Source organism: Chryseobacterium sp. JV274 (assembly GCF_903969135.1).
Taxonomy (GTDB): Bacteria; Bacteroidota; Bacteroidia; order Flavobacteriales; family Weeksellaceae; genus Chryseobacterium.
Genome location: NZ_LR824569.1, coordinates 509470 through 523271, shown reverse-complemented (window position 1 = coordinate 523271; position 13802 = coordinate 509470). Strand labels below are relative to the sequence as shown.

Annotated in this window: 13 protein-coding genes; 3 read left to right on the top strand and 10 right to left on the bottom strand. The window is 38.0% G+C overall.

Going from position 1 to position 13802, the window contains the following annotated elements; genetic code table 11:
* Positions 1 to 48 precede the first annotated feature (48 nt).
* From CHRYMOREF3P_RS02435 to mug, 3 genes are all read right to left on the bottom strand, one after another.
* Positions 49 to 1929: a hypothetical protein gene (locus CHRYMOREF3P_RS02435; protein WP_139348538.1), complete on the bottom strand. Its 1881-nt coding sequence runs from the start codon at positions 1927 to 1929 to the stop codon at positions 49 to 51.
* Between the two features lie 13 nt (positions 1930 to 1942).
* The gene (locus CHRYMOREF3P_RS02430) at positions 1943 to 2842 is read right to left on the bottom strand and encodes a T9SS type A sorting domain-containing protein (RefSeq protein WP_077417322.1); all 900 of its coding nucleotides are present in this window, start codon (positions 2840 to 2842) and stop codon (positions 1943 to 1945) included.
* A 205-nt stretch (positions 2843 to 3047) separates the two neighbouring features.
* Entirely contained in the window at positions 3048 to 3557 is a 510-nt protein-coding gene (gene mug / locus CHRYMOREF3P_RS02425; RefSeq protein ID WP_077417324.1) for a G/U mismatch-specific DNA glycosylase, read from the bottom strand.
* Between the two features lie 300 nt (positions 3558 to 3857).
* On the opposite strand from mug, the gene CHRYMOREF3P_RS02420 reads away from it, so the two are divergent.
* Positions 3858 to 4175, top strand: coding sequence for a DMT family transporter (locus CHRYMOREF3P_RS02420; protein WP_047385066.1), 318 nt, complete (start codon positions 3858 to 3860; stop codon positions 4173 to 4175).
* A 280-nt stretch (positions 4176 to 4455) separates the two neighbouring features.
* On the opposite strand, the gene CHRYMOREF3P_RS02415 is transcribed toward CHRYMOREF3P_RS02420, so the two are convergent.
* The 5 genes from CHRYMOREF3P_RS02415 to CHRYMOREF3P_RS02395 form a co-directional block, all read right to left on the bottom strand.
* A complete protein-coding gene (locus CHRYMOREF3P_RS02415; protein ID WP_180563769.1) occupies positions 4456 to 5160 on the bottom strand; it encodes a LytR/AlgR family response regulator transcription factor in 705 nt (234 codons plus the stop codon).
* Positions 5138 to 6223 carry a sensor histidine kinase gene (locus CHRYMOREF3P_RS02410; protein WP_232538957.1) on the bottom strand — a complete coding sequence of 362 codons (1086 nt, stop codon included), beginning with the start codon at positions 6221 to 6223 and terminating at the stop codon, positions 5138 to 5140. Before CHRYMOREF3P_RS02410 ends, CHRYMOREF3P_RS02415 begins: the two co-directional genes overlap by 23 nt.
* Before the next feature lie 141 nt (positions 6224 to 6364).
* Positions 6365 to 6772 (bottom strand): DoxX family protein, encoded by a 408-nt coding sequence (locus CHRYMOREF3P_RS02405; RefSeq protein ID WP_180563768.1) that lies wholly within the window; start codon positions 6770 to 6772, stop codon positions 6365 to 6367.
* A 129-nt stretch (positions 6773 to 6901) separates the two neighbouring features.
* The gene (locus CHRYMOREF3P_RS02400) at positions 6902 to 7405 is read right to left on the bottom strand and encodes a TlpA family protein disulfide reductase (RefSeq protein ID WP_232538956.1); all 504 of its coding nucleotides are present in this window, start codon (positions 7403 to 7405) and stop codon (positions 6902 to 6904) included.
* Position 7406: 1 nt separating this feature from the next.
* The gene (locus CHRYMOREF3P_RS02395) at positions 7407 to 7835 is read right to left on the bottom strand and encodes a rhodanese-like domain-containing protein (RefSeq protein WP_180563766.1); all 429 of its coding nucleotides are present in this window, start codon (positions 7833 to 7835) and stop codon (positions 7407 to 7409) included.
* 143 nt (positions 7836 to 7978) lie between these two features.
* Between CHRYMOREF3P_RS02395 and CHRYMOREF3P_RS02390 the strand changes: the two genes are divergently transcribed.
* The gene (locus CHRYMOREF3P_RS02390) at positions 7979 to 9643 is read left to right on the top strand and encodes an FAD-binding dehydrogenase (RefSeq protein WP_180563765.1); all 1665 of its coding nucleotides are present in this window, start codon (positions 7979 to 7981) and stop codon (positions 9641 to 9643) included.
* 14 nt (positions 9644 to 9657) lie between these two features.
* Positions 9658 to 10461 (top strand): SDR family oxidoreductase, encoded by an 804-nt coding sequence (locus CHRYMOREF3P_RS02385; protein ID WP_180563764.1) that lies wholly within the window; start codon positions 9658 to 9660, stop codon positions 10459 to 10461.
* 37 nt (positions 10462 to 10498) lie between these two features.
* Here the strand turns inward: CHRYMOREF3P_RS02385 and CHRYMOREF3P_RS02380 are convergent, their stop codons facing one another.
* Both CHRYMOREF3P_RS02380 and CHRYMOREF3P_RS02375 read right to left on the bottom strand, forming a co-directional pair.
* On the bottom strand, positions 10499 to 11308 hold the full coding sequence (locus tag CHRYMOREF3P_RS02380) for a phosphatase PAP2 family protein (protein WP_180563763.1): 810 nt from the start codon (positions 11306 to 11308) through the stop codon (positions 10499 to 10501).
* Positions 11309 to 11341: 33 nt separating this feature from the next.
* Entirely contained in the window at positions 11342 to 13762 is a 2421-nt protein-coding gene (locus CHRYMOREF3P_RS02375; protein ID WP_180563762.1) for a TonB-dependent receptor domain-containing protein, read from the bottom strand.
* Between the last annotated feature and the right edge of the window lie 40 nt (positions 13763 to 13802).

The window sequence follows — 13802 nt, the reverse complement described above, 5'->3', positions numbered from 1 at the left end:
ACACAAAAAATGTCGGGATTTTTTATAAAATTGAATCTGAAAATCAAATTACTGTATAAAAGTTACATCACCTTTAAAGTTTTCGCTGCCGGAACAATTGGTCAGCTTAAGGCTCCATGAGTATACTCCCGGAATATTAACATATGGTCCCGGATTACCGTTCGCATCAGGAGTGTATCTTCCATCCCATCTGATCTGACCGTTATAAAAACCGAGACAGGTCGTTTCATATTTGTAGTAAACACGGGTTCCCCAGCGGTCATACACACTAAGTTCATACGAATAGGCATTATATGCAGGTATGGCATATTGGTTCATCATCGTGTTATAAATAACAAACGGATTGGTTACAGACATGCCGGTAGGTTTAAATAAGCCTGGAAAAGCGCCTGTAAAAACCGGAGGAGTGATTGTTGCCGTATTCGTTCCGCAAGCACTTGTGACAGTTACCGTTGAAGCTGTGTTTCCTGTTACAGCAGAGGTATCACTGGTACTGCCTGTGTTCCAGGAATACTTAATGCTGTTTGTAGCCTGCTGCATATGAAAACCGTAATCCGGACCTACTTCAGCTTCATTACCGCAGAGTTTGATCCACGGGTCAAATTTTACAGTGCCTGTTCCTGTACAGTTATTATAGCTTACACATCCGAAAGCACCTCGCACATTCTGAATAAGAGTAACATATACCCATTGTGAATTTTTACAGCCGTTATATTCAAATACAACCCTGTACTTGGTACATTTGGTAGGTGTTACAGTGATATCGTTAGCCGGAGTAAAGGGTCCGCCAATAGGTCCGCTATAGGATACGCTGCCGTTACCTATAAAATTACCCGCTTCATCATACCATTTGTAGCTTGTGGCTGAACCATTACCCGGAGCATTCACACTGGCTCTTAATTTAACGCTTGAGCCACAGCAGATCACTTTATTGCTTGTCTGAATGATAGGGAATTCTATTTTAACAATTTTTGAAATCACTACCCAGCCACTGGTACAGTTCCGGACCTGAAGAGTAACTTTATAATAATGCCCGCTTTGTAAATTAATCCCACTGGACCGCAAGCTGTAAGTTCCTACAGGCCCATTACGGATGACAGCAAAAGGCGGGCTTCCGATGAGGTTCCCCAAAGCATCACATTCCTGGGCAAACCATACATATTGAGACTCATTAGTTGTGCGGCTTCCGCTAAAAAGAATGGGATCATCAATATTACATACTGTAGAAGGTCCTACAAGTACAGGTTCAGGAGGTACCGGCTTGCAAAGGGCATCTATGTAAGCATAGCCAAAATGTCCGCTATCTCTGCAGTCTGCTGTTGCAAAATAAATGGTCAGCTGCTGGCCGACATCCTGAGAAGGAATAGGAAGACATAACGTCTGCCACTCCTTCCATGAGAGAGGTTCACCATTATAGCTTGTGGTCTGGAGGAATGGATCAGCCACGTTGCTGCCGTTAATTTTAACAGGGGAAATGACCAGATTACCAGGTGCGGTACTGTTGGCAAGGTCATTGGTTCTGCTGACCCAATAACTGAAAAATCCATTGATCATAGAATCGCTGTGGGCTCCCTGTAAAACCAAAGCATACATAAATGATATAGAGCTTCCTGCTGTGAAGGTATAAGACATGATTTCTGCACCGTTCATAGCTGTAGAATTTCCTAATCTGAAAGCACTGTTGCCTTCTCCCACCATCGGTAAAGAAGCGCCTAGTATCGGGTCATTACCTATTCCCGTCACGGTATGCTGGGTTGGTGATAGACTTGGAGTAAAGGTTGATAAATTCAGGGTTCCTGTTGTATTGCTTCCCACATAAGTCTGCCAGTTGCTGAAATTACCCATTTCCGCATCACCGTTTGGACATTGGGCATTAATGCATGTCATACTCCATAACATGCAGGTTAAAAGTATAATTAGTTTTTTCATAATTGACTGCATTTTATTGAACAATGATTTTTTGAGTAACAGGCGCCTGCCCCTGAGCATTAAACTGTACCAGATAGTTGCCGGCTGGAAGATTGATGTTGTGCTGTACTGTATGTCTTCCGCTCCTGATCTGCTTATCACTGAATACAGTATCTGCAGTACGGCCATTCATATCAATGATCTGAAGGCTGGCCTGGCTCTCTTTTTCCACCTGATAAGTAATATTGATCACATTTTTGGCAGGATTGGGAGCAACAAGCAGAGGAAATGTAACAAGAGATTTTCCTTTGCTTACAACTTTATACTCGGACTTTAAGAATCCTACAGTGCGGTCAATATAATATACAGTAGCAATTGTGTTTCCTGAAGCATCACGGAAGAGATAGTAGGCATTGTCATAAGAGTAATCAATATCTGCATTCTTTAAGGTGTATTGATCAATGATTTCATCAACCCGGATATTCTCATGCTTTTGACCGTCAAAAGTAACATTCTGATTGTCATAATGACGAACCTGGGGATTGTGGCCGGAAGGAACTTTTGCATCCTCATTAAAAAAAAGATCTGCAGGGAAATAGTCCTGCCCTACCAATACTTCTTTGATTTCTTTTGACCGGAGTTCAATCGGAACAGTGTTTGAAGATCTTCGCTGGATGTCACTGGAAAAGCTGTTCCTTTCTTTACCATACAAAGAAATGACCTGATCGGCCGGATAAGGCTTTTCATTCACAGGCTCACTGACTCTGGACTGTGCTCTTAGTTGAGATGAAAATGCGGTAATAAGGACCGAACAGAGTAAAAGCCGGTTCATTTTTTTGAAACATAGCTGTGGTATGCCTGAGCATACATTCCCTTTTGTTGAATCCAATAAGACAAAATGCCTTTTAATGAATTCGTACTCTTTTGTTTTCATAGTACTATTTAATGGTTTGAGTTTTAAATGTATCAAACAATCAAATATCAGGGGAGAATGAATAATTAACTGGGAGAATTAGATTAGCAAATGTGTTGTTTTTTCCCTTAAGTGTGATTTTGAAAAAGGTAGACGGAAAATAATCGGGTACAAAAATTGAGGAGCAATTTTGCCACTCCTTTTATACTGCTGATATTGTGTACGACTAGTTCTGGCTATTTTTTACAGCCTGATAAAAACTGCTGTAATAGAAAATAAGATCAGCAAGAGAAAATCCCCGGTTCAGACCGCTGGTATTGGGCAAGACCCATACTTTTGCCCCACAGAAATCTTCTGGCTGCAGTCCCCATAGAATTTCTTTCTTTTTAGAGAAAGCCTTATAAGCCGCTTTGCCGAGAAAAGCCACATATTGAGGTTGGTATTCTGTTATTTTTGCTTTAAAAGTATCCAGGGCATCGTCAAACTCTTCTTTTGAAAGTTCATCAGCACGGGAAGTTGCTCTTGCAACGGCAGTGGTGAGTCCCAGTCCGAAATCCAGAATAGAAGTATCATTCACTGCTTCCACTTCATAAGGAGTAAAACCTGATTGATGAAGAACCTTCCAAAAACGATTACTCTTTCCTGAAAAATGATGTCCGTCATCTGATGATTTTAAACCGGGATTGATTCCGCAAAAAATAACGTTTAGATGAGCTGTAATGATGTCTGTTAACATAATTGATATGAATGGTCTATAGAAAATAAGCGACTTCTGCTTTCTCTGTTTTCATAATATAAAGATATCAATATTAGAGAGATTTCCAAACTTACATCCTATTCCGGAATATTAAACGGTTCACGGTGTGTATCATACGTTCCATCGCTGTTTTTTGCGGTGTCACACAGTTTATTTTATTGAATATGAATGGATAATGATAATTTTGTAGTCGTAATTGAGATGGAGTATTTTATGGTAAAGAACTCATTTTTAATAACATTTTTTTCAATAACAGCACCATCATTAAAAATAAGAAGTATGAACTGGATTGCATTAATTATCGCAGGAATTTTTGAAATTGGATGGCCTTTGGGACTTAAATTATCTCAACAGCCGGAAAATAATAAATGGAGCTGGATCATATTTTCGATCATGTGTATGGCTGTTAGCGGAGGCTTTCTTTGGTACGCTCAGAAAAGCATCCCTATTGGAACTGCCTATGCCGTATGGACCGGAATTGGGGCTGTAGGAACTTTATTGGTAGGAATTCTGTTTTTTCAGGATTCAGCTAGTATTTTACGATTGCTTTCTGCATTACTGATTGTTGTAGGAATAGTTGGACTCAAAATATTTTAAAATAAATATAGCCGCAAAAAGAAATTGGCTTAAGATTATCACTAATCATTAAGCCAAATCATTATTCAACATTCGAATAATAAACTAATCCCACTCATTTTCCAGGCTTAATATTTTTTATGCATTCTGTTTTTCATAAAGTAAATTTGAATAAACAAACAGAATTTCGGAAAAAATATCTATCAACAGAGATGCAGAATCTACAAAACTTTTAATTTCGCAGTTTTTTTTAATGAAAAGGCTGAAAATCTGGTGGGTTTAAACAATTTTATTCTCAATATTAAAGCTCCAACAATGGTTTATACGTTCTTCCCACAGGAAGTTTTTTGCCATTAATCTGGATAATATTGGCAGATTTGATTTCAATTTTTGATTTGGATATAATGTACGATTTATGAATACGGGTAAACATTTTAGGATTTAAAGCCTCTTCTATTTTGCTGATGGGCATTTTAAAAGTGAAGCTTTCTGTTTTGGTGTGAATATTAATATACTCTCTCAAACTCTCAATGTAGAAAATATCATGTAAAATAATTTTAACCTGTTTTTTCCCGCTATTGATAAAGATAAAATCACGTTCCGACACTTCCAGTAAAGCGTCCTCCGCCTCCATTAAATGTTTGAACTTTCCAATCGCTGTCAGAAAACGTTCATATGGAATAGGTTTCATCAGATAATCCGCAATATCAAGTTCATAGCCTTCAACAGCATATTGATGATAAGCAGTGGTAACAATAACGAATGGAGGATTTTTTATTTTCCTCAGAAAGTCAAAGCCTTTTACCACGGGAAGATGGAGGTCCAAAAACATCAGATCCACCTCATGAATGCTTAAAAGACTGCTGGCATATACGGCATCGGCACATTTTCCTACCAGATTCAGTTCCTGATCCCTGGAGATAAAACTTTCCAGAATTTCTGCAGCAATGGGCTCGTCTTCTACGATAATGCAGTTGTATTTTTTAGAGGCTGGGTGTTGTGTCATGGAAATCTATGGTTAATGTTACAATATAGCGGCCGCTTTGATCTGCCACAGAAAGTGTGTGTTGTGGATAAAGCAGTTCAAGCTGTCTGCGGATATTTTTCTGGCCTATTTTTGTGGAATGCGTATGAAGTATTTCTTCTTTGGAATTCTCTATGAAATAAGTAAGAATTCCGTTTTTCAACCGGATATCGATGGTAATAAATGCCTCTCCTAAACTTTCGGAAACCCCATGTTTGAAGGCATTTTCAACAAATTGTATCAAGATCAGCGGTGAGATTTCCTGAGAAGGATGATCAATATCTTCCGTAAAGTTGATGATGAGATGCCGATGTCGGATTTTCTGAATCTGTATGAAATCTTTAATGTTTTCAATATCCTTGGCTATAGAAATGCTTTTTTCTGCTGCTTCATAGATATTATACCGCATTATCTTGGAAAGCTGAAGAATAACATCCGGAGTTTCATCAGCTTTTTTCAGGGCCATTCCGTAAATATTATTGAGGGTGTTGAACAGAAAATGCGGATTGATCTGTGCCTTCAGCATAGTAAGTTCCTGATCCAGTTTTTCAGACTTTAGCTGGGAGATCTGTTCTTTCAGAAGATTTTTCTGACGGGTAATTTCAACCCCGAAAATAAGACCTACCATAAAAATAAGGTCCATAAAAGAATTGAATGCCACATAACCATTGATAAATCCCGACGGATATTTTCCATCCAGAGTTTCTGTAACTCCATAAATATAAGGGTAAATGATATAATGCGTTAAAAAGCGATGCCCAAAAACAGCGGTGATCACGATAAAAATATAGAGAAGATATTTGAAAATTTCCTTAATATGAATCTTTTCAAATACATACAGCAAGGCATAAGCAAGCGGCATTTTGATCAAAAGATATCCCAGTTCCAGGATCAGAGTATTCTGAAGCCTTACTGACCATTGGAAATCCGGAAACTGATACCTGGACCAGTAAAAGTCAAGGTAAACTTCCAGGATATAATACAATATCCAAAAAAGCAAATGAATCTGCCATTTAGATCTTTTGTATGGTTTCAGGTTGATCATGATTTTTAAGAATACAAAGTACGATTTGTTCAATCAAATATAGAAATATAAGTGGACCAAATTGAGGTAATGATCTACAAACTACGATTTTGAATGGTCGTCTTGGAAACTAAAATAAAAAACTGCGGATTTTAAGCAAATTTAAATATCCTTTTCATGGGGAAAACGGTTCTGCTTTTTAAAATAAATTTCAGGATACATAAGGCTCAGAAAACTGAAGATCAGCAAAACATTGAATTCAATTCCATTCGTTCCACCTCCCACTACAAACCAGCCGTTTTGCCAATGAACGAAATAGATTCCAAAAACGAAAATAAGAATATTACCAATAGCCACGGGCTTTATATATCGGTCAAACCAAAGTAATGGTACAGAGAAAAGATGGGTTAGTTTTACAGCCCATGCAATATAAATCCCAATGGGACTGAATCCTATACTATCCAGATAAAAATGCCCGAAATTATTAACATCTCCACTGAAAATAGAAATTACACTATGCATCAGCAATATCACTGACAGCCCCAAGCGAAGGAAGACACTTTTTTTCATACCTCAAAGCTATAAGACAAAAGAAAGGATTGATGTATGTTGTATATCAATTGCTTTGTAGTGTATATGAAAAAATAAAGAGCAGTAATGGATGTACTGCTCTTTGAATATTTGTAAGATTTTATATTCTTAATTCTGACTTAAAGTTTTCTTTAAAAACTTCTCCAGTTCCTTTCCGTGAAGGTTTTTAGCTAAAATTGTTCCCTGTCCGTCGATGATGACATTAAAGGGAAGTTCATCAACTTCGTAAAGTTTGGCTACAGGACTTTTCCAGAATTTTAAATCACTGATCTGTATCCATTTGATCGTAAACCGGTCAATTGCTTTCTGCCAGCTTTCTTTATTTTTATCTAAGGAGACTCCAAGAATTTCAAACTTATTGTTTTTTACCTGTTCAGAATAGGTGTCATACAATGTTTTCAGCTCAGGCTGCTCCTCTACACACGGAGCGCACCAGGTTGCCCAGAAATCGATCAGAACCACCTTTCCCTTTAATGTTGAAAGGGTGAATGAAGTTCCGTCTGCCTTGGTCATTGTGATTTCAGGAGCTTTCTTTCCTACTTCTATTGTACTTTGAGCAGCAACAGATCCTGAGAAAATTATTAAAAATAATAAGGTAAAACCAGTCTTCATATTAATCATTTGTAGGAAAATCTTTATCTAGCCAGTCTGTTTTGATGTTTTTCGGAAGATTTAAAAGCTTTGCATTTTTAAAGCCCATTTCCATCAGTAATGCAAAAGCAGGACGTATATTGGGACATTTTACAAAAGGACAGCATCCGCAGTAGATTACAATTTCTCTGTTTTTAGGAATATCTTTAAGATAATTTCTCAGTTTCTCCAGGTTTTCAGGCTCATGCGTTGGTCCTATATCTACAGAACCTTTGATGATGGCTTCCGGACCTACTGAAATGATCACCAGATCTTTTGTTGTATGCTTTACAATTCTGGAAGCCAGTAACGCCGGATCCATCAGCTGGCTGTCTTTCCATGGATCCTGTTTTTGCTGTGCCTGACTGAAAATGGAACAGACAAAGCAGGTAATGATAAACAAATACTTCATACTTCTATTTTTCACAAAGATAAGATGAAAAGTTTAGAGTTCGAAGCTGAAAGATAAAAGCAAAATTATTTTAATTTTCAACCCGATTACAAATAATTTTATACATTTATATTAAGTATCATTCAAAAAAAATACCTCATAAAATGGAAGAAACATTCCAGCCTGATGCCATCATCATAGGAAGCGGACTGGCAGGGCTTACTGCTGCGATGGAAATTACCAATGTCGGGAAAAAAGTACTGCTTTTGGATCAGGAAACCGAACAGAATATAGGAGGGCAGGCATTCTGGTCTTTCGGAGGTTTGTTTCTGATTAATTCGCCTCAGCAAAGGAGAATGGGAATTAAAGATTCTTATGAACTGGCACTTCAGGACTGGAAAGGGACTGCTGGTTTTGACCGCCCTGAGGATTACTGGCCCCGTCAATGGGCAGAAGCTTATCTGAAATTTGCTTCCGGTGAAAAGTATGAATACATCTCGAAATTGGGTATCAAGCTGATGTTTATGGTGGGCTGGGCAGAACGTGGTGATGGTTCAGCAACAGGGCATGGAAATTCAGTACCTCGTTTTCACGTAAGTTGGGGAACCGGGACAGGTGTCGTAAAACCATTTGTAGAAAAAGCTTACAAAGCTCAGGAAAAAGGATTGCTGCAGATGAAATTCAGGCACAGAGTGACAGAATTGCTGGTTGAAAATGGAAAAATAAGAGGTCTTAAAGGAGATATTCTGGAAAATGACACTCAGGAAAGAGGTGCTGAGACTAACAGAACTGTTATCTCAACCTTTGAATATACTGCTCCGAATATCATTATAGCTTCCGGAGGAATTGGTGCCAATCATGAGCTGGTAAGGAAAAACTGGCCGGAAAGACTTGGTAAAGCCCCGGAAAATATGGTTTGTGGTGTTCCTGCCTATGTAGATGGTAAAATGATTGGTATCGCAGAACATACAGGAGCTCATATTATCAATCGTGACAGAATGTGGCACTACACAGAAGGTTTACAAAACTGGAATCCCATCTGGCCCAACCACGGAATCCGGATATTGCCAGGACCATCATCTTTATGGTTTGATGCTGAAGGTAAACGGCTTCCCGCTCCCTTTCTTCCTGGATTTGATACATTGGGAACCTTACAATATATACAGGAAACAGGATATTCTTACTCGTGGTTTATCCTCACTCAGAAAATTATAAAAAAAGAATTTGCCCTTTCGGGGTCAGAACAGAATCCGGATATTACCAATAAGGACTACTCCCTTTTTCTGAAAAGGATTTTTGGTAAAAAAGCTCCCGGACCGGTAGAAGCTTTTAAAGAACATGGAAAAGACTTTATTGTATCAGATAATCTGGAAGATTTGGTTGACAGGATGAATGAATTGGCCGGAAACAGACTTTTGAATTATGAAAAGATAAAATCTCAAATTGAAGCGCGGGACAGAGAATTAGACAATAAATTTTCAAAAGATACCCAGGTCAATTATCTCAGAAATACCCGCAATTATTTAGGGGATAAACTTGGGCGTGTAGCAGCTCCGCATAAAATTTTAGCTCCTGAAAACGGACCTTTGATTGCTGTACGGCTCAATATTTTAACCCGAAAAACGTTAGGAGGGATAAAAACCAATTTGAATGGACAGGTATTAAAAGATGATGACAGTATCATTGAAGGACTGTATGCTGCCGGAGAAGTGGCTGGTTTTGGTGGTGGCGGAATGCACGGTTACAGAGCGCTGGAAGGGACATTTTTGGGAGGCTGCATTTTTTCAGGAATGAAAGCCGGGAAATATATTGCAGGACTTAAAAATTAAATAATAGTACAAGTATGAGCAGTTACTTTGATCATAAGGTTATTTGGATTACCGGAGCATCATCAGGGATTGGGGAAGCTTTAGTAACTAATTTGGCAAAGAACAGCCATGCAAAAATCATCTTGTCCTCCAGAAAAGAAGAACAGCTGCATCTGGTGGCTCAAAAAGCCGGATTGAATACAGATCGGTATGTGGTGATTCCTTTAGACCTGAAAAATTATAAAGAAATGCCTGCCATTGCGGCAAAAGCTTCAGAACAGTTTGGGAAGATTGATATTCTGATCAACAATGCCGGGCTTTCTCAACGTTCTTTAGCCATGGAAACGGATATTGAAGTAGATAAACAGCTGATTGATATTGATTATATTGGAACGGTGGCGCTTACTAAAGCAACTGTACCTTATATGATCAGAAATAAAGGTGGGCAGATTGCGGTTGTGTCCAGTCTTATGGGAATATTTGGTGCTCCTATGCGAAGTGGATATGCAGGAGCAAAACATGCTTTACATGGTTTTTTTGATGCTTTACGGGCAGAACTATTCAGCCAGAATATTAGGATTACGATCATTTGTCCGGGTTTTATACAGACAGACATTTCTATTAATGCTGTTACCGGAGATGGCTCATCACAGGGAACAATGGATAATGCCACAAAAAATGGCATGCCTGTGGAAATTTTTGCAAAAAAAATGCTCTATGCTATTGAAAAACAGAAAAAACAAAAAGCTATAGGAGGTAAAGAAGTAATGGCAGTATATCTGAAGAGATTCTTTCCAGGTTTATTAGCAAAAATAGTCCGTAAGGCGAAAGTGGTATAAAGAAAAGCACAATTCAGTATTGAATTGCGCTTTTATATTAGAAGGTTTTTACCAACCCTATTCCTACAGTTTTATTCTGATAAAATGGCATCACCATTGTGGAGGACAAGGTATTTTTACTCTTATTTTTTCCACGTAATAAGTTATCAATTTTTGGAAACAGCCAATAGGCAAGTTCGGTAGAAAGAATCCCAAATCCGGCTCCTGCCACAACGTCCCCCAGCCAGTGTTTATCATTCAGCATTCTGTATACCCCGGTGAAAATAGCAAATGGATATCCTGAAATACTCAGCCAGAAATTACTGTCTTTATATTCTCTGAACATAAACTGTGCTGAAGAAAATGCTGTTGCCGCATGTCCTGACGGAAAAGATAAGGTATTTGATCTGTCTGGTCTTTCCTCTTTTACAAGATATTTTAAAGGCATTGTAAAGGCTGCTGCAATCAGTTGTGAAGAAGCATAAATGATAGTGCGGTCTCTCAGGTTATGCTTTCCTTTTATCCCTGCTGCATTCAGTCCATATACAATAACTGCAGGGGCATACTGGGTATAATTATCCAGTTTTATTTGCGTGGGCTGGTGTTCGTTGATTTCAACTTTTGTAGAGATATTAAGCTGTTTAAGATTATTCATCGACAAACCTGCTACTCCATAGGCAATGAATGCTGTAGGAATAATCAGGCTTTTATAATTCAGTTTGCTTTTTTGAATTTTTGTTGTGATCATACTGTCTTGTACAGGTTTTTGAACTTCAATCGTATCATTTGTATTCTGAGCGTTGATTCTGCTTAAACCTGAACTCAAAACCAAGATATAAATCATCGTTGTTTGAAAGTATTTTTTCATCTTAAATCACATTTATAATTATTCAGTTCTGTATTAAAATTTATAGCTGTACCCCATCCGGATCACCTGAGTTTCGTAATAATCATTGCTGGTATAAGCGAATCCGCTGCCTTGAACAGACTTTCTGATCACCATTGTATTGAGTAAATCTGAGGCATTTAAAAACAATTCACCCTTCCCTTTCTGAATGGCTTTTTTCACTCCTGCATCCATTGAAAACCTTGATTTTATTTTTCCCTGCGGAATAATATCCGGAGCTAAATAAACAAGTGTAAACTGCATATTCAATCCCTTAGAAAAATGAAAAACGTTATTCATCTTGATATTTCCTGATAGAGCAGTCTGCTGGTCGGCGGAGAAAGTATTAGGTTCTGGGTACAGATTTTCTACAGTAAATGCATTGATCTGATTACGGTATAAATTTCCATTGACATTGAAGGAATATGCATCTGAGATCTTTTGGTTCCATATTGTTTCCAGTCCTGTATTATAGCTTTTTCCGGCATTCTGGAATATGGCATAAATAAGAGTGCTGTCCGGGACAATACTTGAAATTCTTGTGATGGTTCCGGCAGCAAAGCGGTGGTATAATGCAGCATATAAATATCCGTTATCCCAATTGTGTTTGTATCCCAATTCAATAGAATTTGTAAACTGAGGACGCAGTGCCGGATTTCCTACTTTAATGATTTCTGCATCGTCATATTTTGGAAAAATACGGATATCAACTTCATTAGGACGGTCTACCCTTCTATTATAAAATACCGAGAACTTATTACGGTCATCAATTTTATAAGCAAGTCTGAAATTCGGGAATGGCTGGGTATAATTATATCCGTCACTTTTATAAGTTGGGTGATTAGGATTTACATCATATTGAATTTTTACATATTCCAGCCTCAATCCCAGTTCTGCTTCCCATTTTTCATTTTCAAAAACATAATTTCCGTACACCGCAGGAATAAATTCTTTATAATCGGCTTTCCCACCCGCAGAAACATCGAGAACAGAGTTGGTACCGGGAATAAAATTCATATTGGTAGGAATGCTTCTGTTTCTCAGTTTAATTCCGGCCTCTATTCGTCCGTACTTTAAAGGTTTTATATAATCTACATTGAAATCATAGACCTGCTCATCAGATAATAATTTGAAAGCATCAGTTCCTGCGGAGGAAGGAAGATAATTATCATAGAAATATTTTTCATCCTCTCTGTGGAAAGTATAATTGAATCCTACATTTAAAACATGCCCGGCATCTTTGAATTTATGCTGATAAGAAGCGGTTCCCATCACAGTGGTTTTCAGCTCATCTTCCAAAAACTGCCACAGGCGCAGACGTTGGGATCTATCTCCATTGAAAAACGGCTGATCTCCCCTATCGATAATCTTTTCGCTTCCATACATTCCTGAAATAGTTACTGTATTTTGCGGATCAATAGTCCAGTCTATTCCGGCTTTGGTGGTAAAGAAATTTGTATTTCTGTTTCTTTTCAGCTGAGAATTAATGACTGTTCCATTATCATAAGTACGGGTTACAAATTCATTTTTATTAAGTGTTTCGGTGTATAAATTATCGGCCTGCAAAAATACATTTACCTTATTTTTTCTGTAATTTAATGATAGAGAGGGATTTATTTTAGGCGTTAGTGTATACTGCGGTCTTATTGTAGGAAGGTTTTCTTTTCTTACCCAAAGTGAACCTAAACCTGTTGTAAATCCTGCTTTTCCGTTCCATCCGTTCTGTTTATTCTTTTTCATGATAATATTGATGATTCCAGCGTTTCCATTCGCATCATATTTTGATGAAGGATTGTTGATGATTTCAATTTTATCAATAGCAGAAGCCGGAATATTATCCAATCCTGTCTGGCTTCCAAACCCCGTGAGAGCAGTCTGCTTACCGTCAATGAGCACCGTTACTTTATCATTCCCTCTTAGCTGTACTTTACCATCTTGTACGGTGATTCCGGGAAGGTTCTGCATGCTTTGTAATACCGATCCGCCACTTTGGCTGATATTGTCTGCTACGGAATACGTTTTTTTATCAAGGCGGCTGTCTATTTCATTTTTTTTAGAAGCGGTAATGGTGATGGCATCAATTTTTGTTTCATTTTCCTGTTTCTGAGCCAGTTCAATAGTTGGTATTTCCAGAAACTCTGAAAGGGTTCCTATGAAAACGGGTTGTGTGTACGTATTATATCCGGTGATGGAAGTTTCCAGAAGATAATGGTCCGGCTTTATGCCTGTAATGGAAAATCGTCCTTCCTCATTGGTAATGGTTCCGGCTGTAAAAGTGCTGTCTTTTTCTTTTTTTAAAATAATATGGGCGTAAGGTATTGCTGTTTTATCTTTATTGATGATTCTTCCAGATGCCGTTACAGAGGTTGTCTGCGCAGAAACAAGGGAGGAAATTACCATACTGGCTGGAAAAAATAACAAGGCTGTTTTATTCATTCTGCTAATCTTTATTTTTCTTTAAAAAGTTTGTTATAAG

Coding starts and splice junctions, on each gene's coding strand:
- CHRYMOREF3P_RS02435 (WP_139348538.1), bottom strand. CDS start 1,929: ATGAAAAAACTAATTATACTTTTAACCTGCATGTTATGGAGTATGACA.
- CHRYMOREF3P_RS02430 (WP_077417322.1), bottom strand. CDS start 2,842: ATGAAAACAAAAGAGTACGAATTCATTAAAAGGCATTTTGTCTTATTG.
- mug (WP_077417324.1), bottom strand. CDS start 3,557: ATGTTAACAGACATCATTACAGCTCATCTAAACGTTATTTTTTGCGGA.
- CHRYMOREF3P_RS02420 (WP_047385066.1), top strand. CDS start 3,858: ATGAACTGGATTGCATTAATTATCGCAGGAATTTTTGAAATTGGATGG.
- CHRYMOREF3P_RS02415 (WP_180563769.1), bottom strand. CDS start 5,160: ATGACACAACACCCAGCCTCTAAAAAATACAACTGCATTATCGTAGAA.
- CHRYMOREF3P_RS02410 (WP_232538957.1), bottom strand. CDS start 6,223: ATGATCAACCTGAAACCATACAAAAGATCTAAATGGCAGATTCATTTG.
- CHRYMOREF3P_RS02405 (WP_180563768.1), bottom strand. CDS start 6,772: ATGAAAAAAAGTGTCTTCCTTCGCTTGGGGCTGTCAGTGATATTGCTG.
- CHRYMOREF3P_RS02400 (WP_232538956.1), bottom strand. CDS start 7,405: ATGAAGACTGGTTTTACCTTATTATTTTTAATAATTTTCTCAGGATCT.
- CHRYMOREF3P_RS02395 (WP_180563766.1), bottom strand. CDS start 7,835: ATGAAGTATTTGTTTATCATTACCTGCTTTGTCTGTTCCATTTTCAGT.
- CHRYMOREF3P_RS02390 (WP_180563765.1), top strand. CDS start 7,979: ATGGAAGAAACATTCCAGCCTGATGCCATCATCATAGGAAGCGGACTG.
- CHRYMOREF3P_RS02385 (WP_180563764.1), top strand. CDS start 9,658: ATGAGCAGTTACTTTGATCATAAGGTTATTTGGATTACCGGAGCATCA.
- CHRYMOREF3P_RS02380 (WP_180563763.1), bottom strand. CDS start 11,308: ATGAAAAAATACTTTCAAACAACGATGATTTATATCTTGGTTTTGAGT.
- CHRYMOREF3P_RS02375 (WP_180563762.1), bottom strand. CDS start 13,762: ATGAATAAAACAGCCTTGTTATTTTTTCCAGCCAGTATGGTAATTTCC.